The sequence below is a fragment of the Capnocytophaga bilenii genome (genome assembly GCF_017565765.1).
GTDB classification, from domain to species: domain Bacteria; phylum Bacteroidota; class Bacteroidia; order Flavobacteriales; family Flavobacteriaceae; genus Capnocytophaga; species Capnocytophaga bilenii.
Genome location: NZ_JAGDYP010000007.1, coordinates 49,077 through 66,468, shown reverse-complemented (window position 1 = coordinate 66,468; position 17,392 = coordinate 49,077). Strand labels below are relative to the sequence as shown.

Below are 17,392 nucleotides of genomic sequence, written 5' to 3'. Positions count from 1 at the left end.
AAAACCGTTTATATACAAAGCTATAATAGAATCATCAAGCACTTTGCTTTTATAAGTCATCTTTCATGTCTAATTAGCCCTTAACTTTCGAAACATATCCATTACTTCTAATACAGGTGCTATATCTTTTTTGCCTTCTGGTATAAAAGGCACATCATCAGGATTTAATGCTAATGTTGCCATATCATCTAGTCCTATTTCCCAAGCATTTCGGAATTCGATAGTCGTAAACTTAAACACATCTTTAAAATTTTCGGGCATTAGTAGCTGCTTATTGTTATCTATTTGAAATGCTGTAAACCAACAACCACCAAATTGTTTATATAAACGTTCAAAAGTATCAAGATTCCAATTTGTTTGAGGTGTCATAGTGTGTCTTCGACACATAGAGGCAAAATAGCGATCTTCTATAATTCCTTCTTTTTTTACATCTGGAGCTACACATACTCGATACGATGTTGGATTGTCTTTATCAACACCTCTGATAATATAGATGATTACGGAAGGTTCTCCTTTTTCCGATTTAGCCCTCCACTCAGCAATAATTTGCTTCCCACGCTCTAAATTCTCAAAGGCAAGCCCAAATATTGGAGGTTTAAATTCAAGTTGATTAAATACAAATCCACAACCACTCCAACCAGCACCTTCCCATATATCCATTCCAGTATTAATACTATGGAAAGATAAATTTTGTTGTCTCTTATTACTGTAATTTTTAGGGTTATATTCGAAAGAGGTTCTACGCAAAGTATAAGATTTATCTTTTTCTTTTTTCCAATCCTCTATTTTATTCTTAAATGTATTTCCAAGGACATTAGATATGGACTGCTTTACTTGCAATAGGTTGCTAACTCTATCCATAAGTTTCTCACCATCTTGTTTATTCTGGAGTATTTTCGTTAAATCTTCTTTTGACATAGAATTTCGACTAAAGAAAGATGCTATAAACATAGAAATACATTCCCACAAATCCTTGTCACTATAATTCAAATTAATACAGAGCTCATATTGATTTGATCTTTCTAATAGTCTTAATTCTGACTTGCCCGTTGTTTCAGTAATTTCAATATATACTTTGGGAGTTATGGTTAATACTTCGAATATTTCCATTGTTGCTAGCATTGACTCGATTGCCCCTAAGAATATTTCCGCAACAATTTGGTTTTGACAACTGTTTTTATAAGTAACATATAGGGTACAATTATTTACGGTTGTTTGCAATTTTGCTTGTCCGTTAGTAGAAATATTCAAATCACATAAGAACTGCTCGAATACGGGTTGATTAAGCATTTTATCCTGCCAGCCATCTTGAGTAAAAATATTTCTAACTTCTTCATCTAATTCATCTGCATATCCTAGGTAAAACTTTAAATATTCTGAAGATTGAAACATTTCCATTCTTTCTAGTATATCTGGAAGAAAACTCATTACTCGGTTTTCCAAATCAGATGCAGCAAAATGACATGCCCAAGCTCCATCATGAAGCATATTAGTCTCCTTAAAATTTTCCTCTTCTGAAAACTGTCCATTATGGGAAACGATCATCATTAGTTCATACCAGTTTAAATACATAACAAACCTCCCAAGCATTAACTCAATCTCACAAAGTTTCTGCAACATTGTCATTAAAAGATGTGGTATATTGCCAGAAGTGTAAAAAGTTTTAAGCAACATGGAAGCTGATTTTACTAGGTAAGCCATCGCACTAAAAGGTAAACCGATCTCATACAATGCAATACCCATCATGCCAGAAGTTTTGATTAGCTCCTCCATACATTCTTGTTTTTCAAAGGGACGTATGCAAAAACTGAAATGACGAATTGCTTGTTTAAACCTTTTTTTTTCCATTAAAGCCATGGCACGATCCATTTCTATTCTTGCAGCAGCTTGCTCTGAGTTTGTTTTCCTTACTATTGACGTAAGTTCATCAACAAAGTCTTCATATTTTGGATTATCATCAATCACCTTGTTTAAATTTGTGATTATTTGATATTGAGCTTCAAAGCTAATTTCAAGATGAGAAGGGGCTTCTAATAATAGCGGTCTGATTGCATCAATCTCCTCATTTATTGGTTCTTTAGCTAATAAACGACTTATTAACCTTTGCTCGGCGATATACAAACGTAAAAATAAGAGGCTAGAGGGCTTATCTCCTCTCTTTTCTAATGTGTTACACAGTTCTTTTATATACTTAATTTCCGGTTCTACCTTTTTTGAATCAATTAGCCCTGCTCGCTCTGCATTAATCAAATTAGTTAGTATGTTTGTCATCTTCTCTATTCGGATAACAGAACAGCTTTTATTTACAAATTCTTTAAGTATCAAAAAATCTTTGTACATTGTATCAATATCCTCAAACCAAAATAAACTAGTCCAAGCATGATCATAGATTATATTGAACTTTTGTTGAGGAGTTCCATAGCGTTCACACTCACGTAAAGCCCGATTAAAACGGCCTTCAGTTTCAATACGTGGACGCTCTAAACCTCTGCTAAGAATACAAGCCTCTTGCAATTCATCTATATAGCTTGTATCGACACCATTTATTTGACGCAATAAAATACTATTTTCGATTTCATATAGTCGATCTAGTCTATATTTGTCTATCTCTCCTATTATTTCCGTTTTCTTTCTGTACTCATCGGAAAAATTCAAACACTCTAAGGCTATATCTTTGCATCCATGATGAAAGACTGCATTTGTACACCAAAGTGCATCAAAAATTGAAACTTCAATATTGAATTTATCTGATAAATCTTTTTCAACATCAGCTCTCGTACTAGACTTTATGAATTGATTAGAGAAAAAAAGAGCTCTCGTATATCCTCGTTTGGTATTTGCTATCTTTTCTATATCTGTTGTAACTTTTGGTTTCCACTGTTTCTTACAACTAATAGCAAAAGCCCATTTCTCTTTTTCTGATGCACCACCATCAGCTACATACCATTTGTCTGAAATATCAGTTGTTACTTCGTAGGTTTCAGCATCCACCTTTCCATCACCACCTCCATCAGGTCCCGTTTGAGGTTTGATATTGGGGGTAAGTAATCTTTCAGCACATCTCACGATGAAATTCTCAAAATTGCTCTGCATCTTTTTAGTAGATAGTATTCCGAGCTGTTTTTCAAATAATTCTTCTGTTAGAGGAATTTCATATTCAATTTTTGAGTCAGAAAAGTTTTCGGGTCTTAATTTCCGATAATATGCAATGAATTCATGCACTGTTGTAGTTGTATTGAATTGTTCTTCCATTTTATGTCTTAGTAGATAGTGTTATTTTATTATTCTTATTATTTACTAACTTTTTCATGGCTACTCTCAATATCTGTACAAATGAGAGAGAGTTTTGAGGCTTGGTTGCTCCTATTGCAGGCATAGGGAATTGATAATACTTGAACTTTTATCGAGTTTTTCGGTAAGTTAAGTTTGATTAACTGCTTTTTTATCAAGTACTTTTTTGACTCTAACTATCGCATTCTATATTGTGTTTGATTTTGCAAAAGATATAAAATATCACAAAATAAAGAGCCTGCTTAAAAAGTTTATTTTAAACTTTTCAGCAGGCTTTTTTATCTGCCTGTCCGTGCTACGGACTATTTTACTTCTTCAAAGTCTACGTCTTGGACGTTGTCGCCGCTTTGTTGCTGTTGTCCAGCGTTAGGTTGTTCTGTGGCGCCGCCTTGTTGCGCTTTGTAGAGGTCTTCTGAGGCTTGTTGCCAAGCTGTATTAATCTTGCTTAAAGCAGGTTCTATTGCGCTCAAGTCTTTGCTTTCAAAAGCTTTTTTAAGTTCACTTAAAGCACTTTCTATAGCACCTTTTTTATCAGCTGGTATTTTATCGCCAAACTCTTTCAATTGTTTTTCAGTTTGGAATATCATAGCGTCAGCTTCGTTTAACTTGTCAGCTTTTTCTTTTGCTTTTTTGTCAGCTTCGGCATTTGCTTCGGCATCGCGTTTCATCTTTTCAATGTCTTCTTTAGAAAGTCCTGAAGAAGCTTCTATACGGATGTTGTGCGATTTGCCTGTGCCTTTATCGGTAGCCGATACGTTGATGATACCGTTGGCATCAATGTCGAAGGTAACCTCAATTTGTGGCACTCCACGTGGTGCTGGTGGAATATTATCTAAGTGGAAACGACCTATTGTTTTGTTGTCGTTTGCCATTGGGCGTTCTCCTTGTAGCACGTGTATTTCAACACTAGGTTGGTTGTCGGTTGCTGTTGAGAATACTTGTGACTTTTTAGTAGGGATAGTAGTGTTGGCATCTATCAGTTTGGTCATTACACCCCCCATAGTTTCAATACCTAATGATAGCGGAGTAACGTCTAATAGCAACACATCTTTCACATCGCCTGTAAGTACGCCCCCTTGTATAGCAGCTCCTATGGCTACAACCTCATCGGGGTTTACACTTTTGTTAGGTTTTTTGTTAAAGAATTTTTCTACTGCTTCTTGCACCGCAGGAATACGTGTAGAACCACCTACTAAGATAACTTCGTCTATATCACTCACACTCAAACCAGCGTTTTGCAATGCTTTGCGGCAAGGCTCGATAGTACGTTTTACTAAGTCATCTATCAGCTGTTCAAATTTAGCACGAGAGAGCTTGCGTACTAAGTGTTTAGGTCCTGAAGCAGTAGCTGTAATATAAGGCAAATTGATTTCAGTTTCTGTTGATGAAGAAAGTTCAATTTTAGCCTTTTCAGCAGCTTCTTTAAGGCGTTGTAGTGCCATAGGGTCTTTGCGAAGGTCAATATTTTCTTCAGCTTGGAACTCTTCAGCTAGCCAGTTGATGATTTTTTCATCAACATCATCACCACCAAGGTGAGTATCACCATCGGTAGATAGCACTTCAAATACACCATCGCCGAGCTCTAAGATAGAAACATCGTGTGTACCTCCACCAAAGTCGAATACTGCGATTTTATGGTCGTTATGGTTTTTGTCGAGTCCATAAGCCAAAGCAGCTGCGGTAGGTTCGTTGATGATACGTTCTACTTTCAATCCTGCGATTTCACCCGCTTCTTTAGTAGCTTGGCGTTGCGCATCGTTGAAGTATGCAGGTACTGTAATCACTGCACGGGTTACGGGTTGCCCTAAGAAGTCTTCGGCTGTTTTCTTCATTTTTTGAAGTATCATAGCTGAAATTTCTTGTGGTGTATAAAGACGACCATCTACATCTACGCGAGGAGTATCGTTATCGCCTCTTACAACTTTGTAAGGCACACGAGCAATTTCTTTTTCTACTTCTGAAAATTTGTTACCCATAAAACGTTTTATTGAATAAATAGTTTTATGAGGATTGGTAACGGCTTGTCGTTTAGCAGCGTCACCTACTTTCATTTCACCACCTTCTACAAAAGCTACTACTGATGGGGTAGTACGTTTGCCTTCAGCATTTGTAATTACTACGGGGTCTTTACCTTCCATTACAGAAACACACGAGTTGGTGGTTCCTAAGTCTATACCTATAATCTTACTCATATTAAATAATTTCTTTTTTTGTTCAACATTCTCTTGTAAGCCTTACGCTTACGACATACTAATAAACAATGATTGTGCCAAACGTATTTTGCTGCCAAATTGTCAGTTTTTATTTCTGATAAAATTATTTTTATAGTGAGGTGACACTGCCATTTCCTTATCTGATAAGGGCTCATAGGCTGACAGATGTCCGATTTTGCATATTCACCTTCAAGTGAAAAATGTCCGATTTTGCATATATTTTGGCAAAAAACGCAAGCTCTTATTCGCAAAACCGCACTACTTTTGCAGTGAAATAAAAGGATAATTATCCTTCGCTCATCGTTCGCTGGAGGATAAGTGACTGACACCTGAAAAACTATTAACATTTAAATTGTTATTATTATGAAAAAAGTATCATTTAAACACGTTGCACATAGGCTTATTCCTTTGTGGTTTGAGCATTGGCAAATTTTAAAATTGGCAAATTGGCTAATTTTCTTGCTAATTTTCATAGGTTGCTCTAAAAGCAATAATGACGAACCTGAGGCACCTGCTACCGTACAGACACCTGAACACCTTACCGACTGGTCTCCCAAGCCTAAGATAGATGTGGCTCAGCCTTATATGGCGTTTGCTACGGGTAATGTTTCGGCTACTACTCTTAGTCTTACGGCAGTGGGCAGCACCGCTACCGCTACCGATGTGTGGGTAGATACTAACAACAATGGCGTTTTTGACGAGGGAGTAGATAAACGCATTACCGATTTTACGAAGCCTATCACCTTTACTGCTACCAAAGGACTCTTTACTGTGTATGGCAAGGTAAAAGAACTTAACGCTACTGGCAACGCCCTTACCGCTGCCGATGTGCGCAAGAATGAGGCATTAACAAAGCTGAATATTGCCGACAATTGGCTTGAAGAAAAAGCCTTGTTAGACCTTGTAAAATCATTGCCTACCGCTACGGGTACTACTGAAGTGGTATTGCACAGGGCAGAAGGCGATGGTAATGCCGTAACCGATGCCGTGCTAATAGCTGCCAAACAACGCGGTTGGCAAACTTTGAAAATAAAAGACAATAAAGAAACACCCGACCTTCCTGCCGATACTAAGGCTCCTAAAGCAGGTGCTATTACTGAGGCTACTGCTACTGCCTTTAACACCCTTAGCCTAAAATGGACAGCGGCTACCGATGATAAAACCGCTACTGGAAAATTGCGCTACCAAGTGTTGTACAACGTAAAAGGCAGCAGCGAAGTGAAAACTTCCGAAGTAAAAGAAAATATGCTTGCCCTTACCCTTACGGGGCTTACCGAAAAAACTACTTATATAGTAAAGGTAAAAGTAATGGACGAAGCAGGCAACACCGCCGAGTACCAAGCTAAGGAGGTTACCACCCCAGCAGCTCCTGAAGCTGCCGATAAGGAAGCTCCTAAGGCAGGTGCTATTAGCGAGGTTACCGCTACTTTTAACACCCTTAACCTAAAATGGACAGCAGCTACCGACAATAAAACCGTTGCCGGAAAATTGCGCTACCAAGTGTTGTACAACGTAAAAGGCAGCAGCGAAGTAAAAACTTCCGAAGTAAAAGAAAATATGCTTGCCCTTACCCTTACAGGGCTTACCGAAAAAACTACCTATATTGTAAAGGTAAAAGTAATGGACGAAGCGGGTAACGCTACCGACTACGAAGCTAAAGAGGTAACTACCGCTGCAATTCCTGCTGTACCCCCTACCCCTAGCACTATTAAACATATAGAAAAACTAACTTATGACAAGGTTAAGATTACTTGGTTCTTGGCTCAGGACAAAGAAACTCCTTCGGCAGAACTTCGCTACCAAGTGTTTTGGAAGGTAGAAGGTACAACGGATGAGAAAAGCAGCCCTATACAAACCAATATTTTTGAGTACACCCTTACCGACCTTAAAGAAAATACCTCCTATGAGGTATGGGTAAAAGTATGGAACAAGGCTAACCTACAAGCTCAGTACCCTCCTCAAAAATTTACAACCGACAAAAAACCAGACCCTTATGACGCGTTAGACAAAACTAACTATATAGAGCTTACCACCGACAAACCCATAGGCGAAACGATAAAACTTTCTATAAAAACTGCCTCTTATGATGAGCAAAAAAAGGTATGGATAGACCTTAATAACAATGGGCACTGGGATAAAGATATAGATGTGATACCTCAGAATTTTAGTTTAGATAAGGTTGCTTATACAGTAAAAGCTAAAACTTTTAGGGTTTACGGAAAGGTTAACGACTTTAGATGTCATAATGCGGACAATGAAATTTCCAAAGTGGTATTACACAATCCTGCCCTTGAGATAGTTTATGTAGGCGGAAACAAGCTCACCACCCTAACGGTTCCTGATTCTCAAGCCTTAAAAGTTTTGGGTATAGCTGACAATCCGCTTACTTCCTTGCATATTGGCAAAGAACCCAATCTTGAAAGCTTAAATGTAAGTAGCACCAATCTGCCTTCTTTAGACATTAGCCCTTACAGAAATCTTAAGGAAATATTTGTGGAAGGCACCCCGCTAACCAGCTTAGATGCGAGTAAAAATCCCCTTCTTAAAAAGGTTGGTATTGCCCGTTATGGCGGCAAAGGGCTTATAGGTACTCCTTTAGAAAACTTTATAAAGAGCCTACCTGCTGGTAAAGGTCTAATTTACTTAAGTGAGGATCAGAAAACACCTGCCATAGTGAATACATTACTTGGAAAAGATTGGAAAATTAAATAAAGAAGAATTTTTAGTCGCTAGCGGTCAAAATTGTCTAAACCCTAACACAAAAAAAACTTATCGCCGCGTACTCCCATTTTCGGCTTGCCCCTCTCCTTGCGAGAGGGGGTAGGGGGAGAGGATCTAATGAAAAATTTATCAAACATCCGTCCGGCACATTGGCTAATTTTCACATTGGCTAATTGGCTAATTTTCGTAGGTTGCTCTAAAAGCAATAATGACGAACCTGAGGCACCTACTACCGTACAGACACCTGAACACCTTACCGACTGGTCTCCCAAGCCTAAGATAGATGTGGCTCAGCCTTATATGGCGTTTGCTACGGGTAATGTTTCGGCTACTACTCTTAGTCTTACGGCAGTGGGCAGCACCGCTACCGCTACCGATGTGTGGGTAGATACTAACAACAACGGCGTTTTTGACGAAGGGATAGACAAACGCATTACCGATTTTACGAAGCCTATCACCTTTACTGCTACCAAAGGACTCTTTACTGTGTATGGAAAGGTAAAAGAACTTAACGCTACTGGCAACGCCCTTACCGCTGCCGATGTGCGCAAGAATGAGGCATTAACAAAGCTGAATATTGCCGACAATTGGCTTGAAGAAAAAGCCTTGTTAGACCTTGTAAAATCATTGCCTACCGCTACGGGTACTACTGAAGTGGTATTGCACAGGGCTGAAGGCGATGGTAATGCTGTAACCGATGCCGTGCTAATAGCTGCCAAACAGCGCGGTTGGCAAACTTTGAAAATAAAAGACAATAAAGAAACACCCGACCTTCCTGCCGATACTAAGGCTCCTAAAGCAGGTGCTATTACTGAGGCTACTGCTACTGCCTTCAACACCCTTAGCCTAAAATGGACAGCGGCTACCGATGATAAAACCGCTACTGGAAAATTGCGCTATCAAGTGTTGTACAACGTAAAAGGCAGCAGCGAAGTAAAAACTTCCGAAGTAAAAGAAAATATGCTTGCCCTTATCCTTACAGGACTTACCGAAAAAACTACTTATATAGTAAAGGTAAAAGTAATGGACGAAGCTAATAACACTACCGAGTACCAAGCTAAGGAGGTTACCACCCCAGCAGCTCCCGAAGCTGCCGATAAGGAAGCTCCTAAGGCAGGTGCTATTAGCGAGGCTACCGCTACTTTTAACACCCTTAACCTAAAATGGACAGCAGCTACCGACAATAAAACCGTTGCCGGAAAATTGCGCTACCAAGTGTTGTACAACGTAAAAGGCAGCAGCGAAGTAAAAACTTCTGAACTAAAAGAAAATATGCTTGCCCTTACCCTTATAGGACTTACCGAAAAAACTACCTACGTGGTAAAGGTAAAAGTAATGGACGAAGCTAATAACGCTACCGACTACGAAGCTAAGGAGGTTACCACCCCAGCAGAACCTGATAACCAAGCACCTACCCCTGCAGCTATTAGCGATAGGATAATAGTTACCGACCAAACCGCTACTCTCAGCTGGGAAGCCGCTACCGATAACAAAACCTCTTTTGAGGGGTTGCGTTACCAAGTGTTTTGGAAAGTGAATGGCAGTGCCGAAGTAAAGAACAGCGGCACCCCTAAGGCAGCTTTTTTCAGTTATAAGATTGAAGGACTTACCCCCAGCACCACTTATACCATATGGGTAGAGGTTTTTGATAAAGCCGGTAACAAAGCTAAATACCCCGAAAAGACTTTTACTACTGCCAAAAAAGAAGAAACTAAGACTGAGGGGCTTAATACCTCTCACTATATAGTGCTTACTACTAAAAAAGCCGTAGGCGAAAAGATAGAGCTTGATATATATGCATTCGATGAATACAAAGCAGGGGTATGGGTAGACCTTAATGGCAATGGCAAATGGGACGAAGGTATTGACGAAAAACCTACGGAATTCAACAGAAAAATAAAATACACCCTCCAAGCTCAAAGAATTAGAATTTATGGTATAGTGCGGAATATGAAGTGCCCGAAGAACCAGCTTACTGAGGTAGATATCAGTCATACCCCTGCTCTTACACGGTTGTATGCTGCAGAGAACAATCTTCCCTCTATAGCGCATTTAGAGGATATAGAAGAGTTAAGTATTGACAGCCATACGCTGCTCGCCAGCAGTTTACCTGAGGGGCTTACCGAGTTAATTGTAAGAGAAACCACCCCTCTCACAACTATAAATACCAGCCTCTTTACCGAACTTAGAATTTTAGACATAGATAATTGCAAAAACCTCAAAAGCTTAGACCTTAGCAAGAACGAAAAACTTACAAACCTATCCGTTTATAACACAGGGCTTACTACCTTAGATCTTTCAAATCAGCCTAATCTTAGAATTTTATACGCTGATTTTAACCCTCTTACTAAGCTAAACGTAGCAGGGAATAGAGCACTGCAATATGTAAGAATTGAGCTTACCCAAAAGGGTGAAGGGCTACAAGGCAAGGCACTTATGGATTTTCTAAAGCAGCTTCCTACACAGAAGGAAGGCGAAGAGGGCAGTATATACTTAAGCCCTGCTCAAGCTACCGAGGCAGTGAAGAACTACTTAAGGAGCAAGTTTTGGAAGGTGAATTAGGAAATTAGCAAATTTGGAAATTTGGAAATTAACAAATGAGGGAATTAGCAAATGAGAGAATTAGATGTTAGTAAATAGAAAAAAAAGTAATAAAATAAAGTAATATGTCAAAATCAATATTTACAATTTTACTCTTTTTGCCTTTGTCTTTTTGGGCACAAAAGAAATTACCTGCAGTGCTTCAGCAGCCTGCCATAAGTCTGACTACCGATAAGGCTAAAGGCGAAAAAATAGAAATATCGTTAGTACCTTTTGAAGAGGCTAACAGCAAAACAATATGGATAGACCTTAATGGCAATGCCAAAAAAGACAAAGGTGAAGAGGTAAAGTGGGGTATACATAAGTATACTATCGATGCTAAAACCATCAATATCTACGGGGTTTTTGAGAATGTACAATGCGAAGGACAGCGCATTACCCATTTGGAGGTGATGGATGGTAGCCAGCTAAAGGAATTGTGGTGTAGTGATAACCTTATCGCTACGCTCAACCTTAGCAAAGCACCTAAAATAAGGGTGCTATACTTACAGCTCAACCACCTGAAAGCTGATGAACTTCAGCGCATAGTAGCTGCACTGCCCGACCGCTCTACTGATGAAGAGCAGTCTATCATCACTCTTGAAGACAAAGGGGCTGTAGGTAAAGAACAGAATAAGGTAACTCCTGCTATACTACAAACCCTAAAGGCTAAAAATTGGATAGCAATGTGGGCAAAAGGTAATGATGCTGAGCAATATTAAAAATTATAAAAATAAGAACTCAAGATTTTAAAAAAAATGATTGCTATGGAAAAAAATTGTAACTTCAGAAAAGGATTTTTTGCAGTCCTTGTAGCAGCTTCCGCAGTGGTAGGCTGCTCTAAAAGCAATAACGATGAGCCTGTGACTCCTCCTACTCCGACTGACCTTGGCTCTTATTATATGGAGCTTACCACCGAAAAAACCATAGGCGAGAAAGTAAATCTTTATATAGGTGCAGACAAGGCAGACGAAGCAGAGGTGTGGTTAGACCTTAACAGCAATGGCAAGTGGGACGAGGGCATAGACCAAAAACCAACGAGCTTAGACAAGAGTATGGAGTATACCCTCCTAGCTCAAACGTTTAGAATTTATGGTAAAGTGAAGAAGCTGAATTGCGAAAGCAATCTGCTTAGTGCCATAGATATCAGTCATAACCCTGCTCTTACAGAGTTGTATGCGAAAGATAACAACCTTCCCTCTATAGCGCGTTTAGAGTTTTTAAAAACGTTAAAAATAGACAGCCATACCCTAAAAAACAGTCATTTGCCTAAGGGGCTTACCTATTTGAATGTAAACAAAACTACCCCTTTGGCTGCTATAGATACGAGCCTCTTTACTGAGCTTGAAAGTTTAGTTATATTCAATTTTAAAAGTATCAAAAGCTTAGACCTTAGTAAAAATCAGAAATTTACTTCGCTACATATTGATGGCACAGGGCTAACTACCTTAGACCTTTCGCATCAGCCTCAGCTTGAAAACTTATACGCTTCAGGTACTCCTCTTACTAAGCTAAACATAGCAGGGAATACAGCGCTAAAAGTTGTAAATATTGAGCTTACCGAAGAAGGTGACGGGATACAAGGAGAAGCACTTATGGACTTTATAAATCAGCTACCTACACGCGAAGAAGGCAAAGAGGGGCAGATATTTTTAAGCCCTGACCAAGTTACCGAGGAGGTTAAGGAACTTTTAGAGGGCAAGAAGTGGAAAGCGTTTTCTGAGAATTAGCAAAATAGTTCTGCCCTCACCCTGCCTAACGCTTGAAATCTAAAAACTAACCCCTGAACCTTGAAATCTAAAAAAAACTATAGGCGCTTGAGCCTACTATTAACATAAAAAAATATTGTTATGAAAAAAATATCATTAAAACACGTTATGCATTGGCTCATTCCTTTGCGGTTTGAACATTCGCAAATTTTCAAATTGGCAAATTTGCTAATTTTCTTGCTAACTTTTATAGGTTGCTCTAAAAAGGATAACAATGAGCCTGTGGCTCCTTCTACCCCTGTAGAAACGCCTGCTCACCTGAAAGACTGGGTGCCTCAGCCTAAGGTAGATAGCACACAACCTTATATGGCATTTGCTACTGAAGCTACTGCCCCTACCCTCATCGGTCTTCTCGCTGTGGGAAATACCGCCTCTGCTACCGATGTGTGGGTAGATACTAATAACAATGGCGTTTTTGATGAGGGGGTAGACAAGCGCATTACTGATTTTACTAAGCCTATTGCTTTCAAGCCTACTAACAAGATTTTTGTTGTGTATGGTAGAGTAACAAGGCTTAATGTCTCGGATAATGTTCTTATCGCTGCCGATGTGCGCAAGAATGCGACACTAAAGTGGTTGGATGTATCGAATAACCAGCTTAGCGAGAAAGCTATGCTGAACCTTATAGCCTCTTTACCTAAAACTACCGACCCTAATGCATCCATACGACTTCGCAGCAACGATGGAGATGCTAATAAAGTAACAAAAAAGGTGCTTGAGACTGTAAAAACAACTCAATGGGCAGCCATAAAAGTTGTAGACGGCAGAGAAGTGCCCTTTACAGAAGCGCATCTTACTGACTTGGACAAAAGCAACTACATAGAGCTGACCTCTTATCTCGACTTAGGAAAACCCATAATACTAAAAATAGAAGCAGAGGAACAGCATAAGGCAGAGATATGGGTAGACCTGAACAACAATGGCAAATGGGACGAAGGGATTGACCAATACTACCCCGCAGATAACTGCCTACTAAAAACGCAAACTTTTAAGGTTTACGGTAAGGTAAAATCATTTACTTGGACGAATGGCAAGCTCGGTGCTATAGATATTAGCCATAACACAGCTCTTAAGGAATTGAATATTTTTAATAATAATATTCCTTATATAGAAAATATAGAGCATTTGGAGGTGTTGAAATTAGATACCTATACACAGATAATAACCGAAGGAGCTCCCAATCTTAAAGAATTGCACCTAAACGAAACAATACCTGTACCCACCATAACAACAAAGTATTTTCCTAATCTTACCAAATTAAGTGTATTTAGTTGTGAAAAATTAACCAGCTTAGATCTTAAAGAAAACACTAAGCTTGAGCATATAGAAGTATCAAACACAAAGCTTACTAGTTTAGATCTTAGCAACAACCCTCAAATAAAATGGGTGTATGTAGGAGGAACTCCCCTAACTACGCTAAAAATAAGAAAGGACAATAAAATAGAAAAGATAAGTTTTGAAAGCGAAGAGGGTAACCTACTACAAGGTGAAGCTCTTATGAATGTTCTAAGACAACTACCCCAAAGACCAAAAAATAATAAAGGTAAGGTAGGGCTAAGCAGTTTGGATCAAGTAACAGGAGAAGTTGAAGCACTCTTAGGAGGTCTGAATTGGGAAATAGAATAAATAATCAACCTAATGCCCAAGTCCCCGATACGGCGTTCCTCTGACAAGAGGTTTATAGGGGGACATTTATTACTATGTTACATTTCAATCGTATCATTGCACTGTCAGCAACTGTTGTATTGGCACTTGCTTTCACTACCACCGCCAATGCACAGTTGGGTAATTTGCTAAACAAAGCTAAAGAAGCTATAAAAAATGAAGCTAAAGAAGCTGTAAAAAAGAAGCTAAACAAACTGCTAATAGGGCAGCGGAAAAAGCAGGCTTAAAAAGTGTAGACCTTACCAATCTCTACAAGCACGATTTTTCTCCCTCAAAAGAGGCGCTTAAGGCTGACCCCGATGCTAATAGCGATAAGGTACAATCCGGCTTTAGTCGCCCCTATAAGCAGGTACACGCTGCCTACGAGCATCTCGACCCGCAGTATTTTCCGCTTCAGCCTTACTATAAATATCCTAATATTTACTGCTTAGGCGAAGGACGACAAGATTACCCTTACATACACTACCTCGAACTGATGTACAGATTCTTGGCTACCCCTCCAGGGTCAGACCTCAGTGGCGTTGTAACCTTGATAGGGTATAACGAGAACAACAACAAAGAACTTATCAGTGCCGATGGACAAAAGTTGGCACTAAACAAAGATGATATGTTTCGTTATCCTTTTGCGGCGCGCTTTTTTGCCGACCCCAATAGCAAGCAAGCCCCTTGGAATCTTGCCTTTTTATTGGCAAACGAAAGCCCCCGAGTGCGCTTAGTAAGAGAGTATGCCGTCGCTAACAAAGCAGGGGTAGCCGATGCTCAAAAAGGATGGGTGTTTCCTTACACCAATGAGTCGGCACAAGGTCGCCGCGAAGCAATGATGGTGGAAATGGCGCGCTCCGTTACCGACATCACCTATGTAGCTGAAAGCGTACTACAGTTATACCAACAAATAGAGGGCGAAAAAGAAGCTTATAAAAAAACTGTTTATATGTTAGCAGCCAATGAGCTTTACAAAAAAGTACTTACCCAGCATCGCAATTACAGTGTGAATGCCAACAAACTCACCCAGCTACAAGCCTACTACCAGCGTTATAGCGAAGGTCCTGAATACATCAAGATTATAGATGATGCTATCGTAATGCCTGAACCCGAACAGATGACCCTTACCCCAGGGGCTATGCACAAACAGCTCAGTGCGCAAGTATTGGCACTTGCTAAAAAGCAAGACCCTTCGGTAATTCGTGTAGTAGTAATCAACGATAGCTGGCAAGTGCATTACAATGGGAATGTACCCACCGATCGTGCTGTAATGGCTTGGGCTGTGTACAAAGATAAAAAAACAGGCAAGCTCACTGCTCACGACTATAGTTTCTGCGAAGATTATCAAGGAGGAGGCAAATACGGCAAATTGCGCTATAAAGGCATAGGTATGCGCACGGTACTTGTGAAGTAATAATGATAATACAATAAATTATTTTGGCTATGTATAAAAAAATTCATTTAGTGATGTTAGCATTCACCGCAATGCTACTTACGCAGTGTAAAGATGATAATAGCTCTCCTTTGCTTGAAGCGATTATCGCACCGAAAGTGTCGCTTACTTTCGCAACCGAAAACAATACTTTCTCTTTCAGTGAGGTAACAACCACTAACGATGATGCCAACCCGACCTACATCGACCTCAATGGCAACCTTACTAAAGATGCTGGTGAAGAGCTCAAACCTCTTAAAGAGTACAGGGCTTCTACGAAAAATGTAACCATCTTTGGGCATATCAACAGCTTATTGCTTACAGGGCAAAAAAGCCTCACTACCATAGAGGTGCAAAATCGCTTTATCCAAACACTCAAAGTTACCAACTGCAGCTCCCTTACCAATTGCAAAATAATCAAAGCCAACAGCCTTGAAGTAATTGACATTAGCGGAAGTGAGAGCGTAGAAAATATTGAACTCTCTACTAATGAAAACTTTATAAAAGAACTTCGCGAAGTAGTGATGACCAATCCAAAGCTAATAGGCACAAAGAATTTTAATGAATTTTTAAAACGCCTTCCCTCACGCAAAGATAAAGAGAAAAAAGGCGTCTTCAAAGCCCTCTCGCCGGTTATCACCCAAACTGCTGTAGACCTGCTTGAAGCCAAAGGTTGGGAAAAGAAATTTTAGTATTTGAAACTACCCCGAAAATTTTTCAGGTATGATATCCCCCCCCTTATTCTCTTTTTGAAGGGAGTCTGCGAGTGTCACAGCGGAAGGGGGGATATTTTAAACAAATAAAATTATTAACTATGAAAAAAGTAATTACATTTTCGGTCTTTTGTTTGGCATTTATAGCCTGCCACAACAATTCAAACCATAGTAATGCTACCTCATCCGGTAGCACACTCGGTTTAGTAGAAAATTGCTGTTGGAAAGACTTTAACCTGCAAGGTAAGGTGAAAAAAATAACAGAATATAACTATGAAGTAGAAATAGACGACAATAACAACGTAAAACGCGGAGCGTTGGTTGAAGATTATGAACCTATTGTAGTAAAAGAATTTACCCCAGAAGGTTTGCTCGCACGTGTAGCTAATTATCAAAAAGAAGGCGAGGCGCCTGTTTTAGAATCACTATACGAGTACGATGCCCAAAACCGACTTATAGCTATCAAAAGAAAGGATGCCGATAGCGAATCGACCGACCGCTATGAGTACTCAGCCGATGGATACCTCACTGCTTGCATATCTACTTATAAAAACAACAAAGAAAATATGGAAGATAAAACAACCTACAGCTACGAGCTTACGCTTACCCCTGAAGGGAAAAAGGTTGTAGAGAGAAACTCAAATAGCTACGATCAAAAAAGCTATACTGCTAAGTACTATAACAAGCAAAACCTTTTGGTGAAAGAATGTTTTTATGCAGGGGAAGACCCAATGCCCCAATCAGAATCTGTTTACACATACAACGGCAAAAACTTGTGCGAAAGAATAGAGCAAAGAACTAGCGAAAAAGGAAATCCACCTACCATTTCTCTTTTCTTTTATGATAAGTATGGCAATATTACTAAATCAACTTTTGATACTCCTGCTGGCATTGAGTATGATGAAGACCATCGTGAAAATACTAACGAATACGTTTATGACGATAAAGGTAATATTGTACAATCAACCATAATTAATGACGAAAACCCATCAATAAGGGTTTATAAAATAGAATACTACTAACTTT

The 17,392-nt window shown here is 39.4% G+C and carries 11 protein-coding genes; 9 read left to right on the top strand and 2 right to left on the bottom strand.

Annotated features, from left to right (window positions below):
- Window positions 1–69 precede the first annotated feature (69 nt).
- Both J4N46_RS09440 and dnaK read right to left on the bottom strand, forming a co-directional pair.
- Entirely contained in the window at window positions 70–3,252 is a 3,183-nt protein-coding gene (locus J4N46_RS09440) for a hypothetical protein (RefSeq protein ID WP_208059088.1), read from the bottom strand.
- Window positions 3,253–3,593: 341 nt separating this feature from the next.
- Entirely contained in the window at window positions 3,594–5,483 is a 1,890-nt protein-coding gene (gene dnaK / locus J4N46_RS09435) for a molecular chaperone DnaK (RefSeq protein ID WP_009415804.1), read from the bottom strand.
- 384 nt (window positions 5,484–5,867) lie between these two features.
- Between dnaK and J4N46_RS09430 the strand changes: the two genes are divergently transcribed.
- The 9 genes from J4N46_RS09430 (at window position 5,868) to J4N46_RS09390 (ending at window position 17,388) form a co-directional block, all read left to right on the top strand.
- Window positions 5,868–8,216 carry a fibronectin type III domain-containing protein gene (locus J4N46_RS09430; RefSeq protein WP_208059087.1) on the top strand — a complete coding sequence of 783 codons (2,349 nt, stop codon included), beginning with the start codon at window positions 5,868–5,870 and terminating at the stop codon, window positions 8,214–8,216.
- A 126-nt stretch (window positions 8,217–8,342) separates the two neighbouring features.
- Window positions 8,343–10,787 (top strand): fibronectin type III domain-containing protein, encoded by a 2,445-nt coding sequence (locus tag J4N46_RS09425; RefSeq protein ID WP_208059086.1) that lies wholly within the window; start codon window positions 8,343–8,345, stop codon window positions 10,785–10,787.
- 104 nt (window positions 10,788–10,891) lie between these two features.
- Window positions 10,892–11,527 carry a hypothetical protein gene (locus J4N46_RS09420; protein WP_208059085.1) on the top strand — a complete coding sequence of 212 codons (636 nt, stop codon included), beginning with the start codon at window positions 10,892–10,894 and terminating at the stop codon, window positions 11,525–11,527.
- 45 nt (window positions 11,528–11,572) lie between these two features.
- Window positions 11,573–12,535: a leucine-rich repeat domain-containing protein gene (locus tag J4N46_RS09415; RefSeq protein WP_208059084.1), complete on the top strand. Its 963-nt coding sequence runs from the start codon at window positions 11,573–11,575 to the stop codon at window positions 12,533–12,535.
- Between the two features lie 120 nt (window positions 12,536–12,655).
- A complete protein-coding gene (locus J4N46_RS09410) occupies window positions 12,656–14,200 on the top strand; it encodes a leucine-rich repeat domain-containing protein (protein WP_208059083.1) in 1,545 nt (514 codons plus the stop codon).
- Between the two features lie 74 nt (window positions 14,201–14,274).
- Entirely contained in the window at window positions 14,275–14,466 is a 192-nt protein-coding gene (locus J4N46_RS09405; protein ID WP_208059082.1) for a hypothetical protein, read from the top strand.
- Between the two features lie 248 nt (window positions 14,467–14,714).
- Complete coding sequence (locus J4N46_RS09400) at window positions 14,715–15,635, top strand: hypothetical protein (RefSeq protein ID WP_208059081.1); 921 nt, start codon at window positions 14,715–14,717, stop codon at window positions 15,633–15,635.
- Between the two features lie 29 nt (window positions 15,636–15,664).
- Entirely contained in the window at window positions 15,665–16,345 is a 681-nt protein-coding gene (locus tag J4N46_RS09395; RefSeq protein WP_208059080.1) for a hypothetical protein, read from the top strand.
- 122 nt (window positions 16,346–16,467) lie between these two features.
- Entirely contained in the window at window positions 16,468–17,388 is a 921-nt protein-coding gene (locus tag J4N46_RS09390; RefSeq protein WP_208059079.1) for a hypothetical protein, read from the top strand.
- Window positions 17,389–17,392 lie beyond the last annotated feature (4 nt).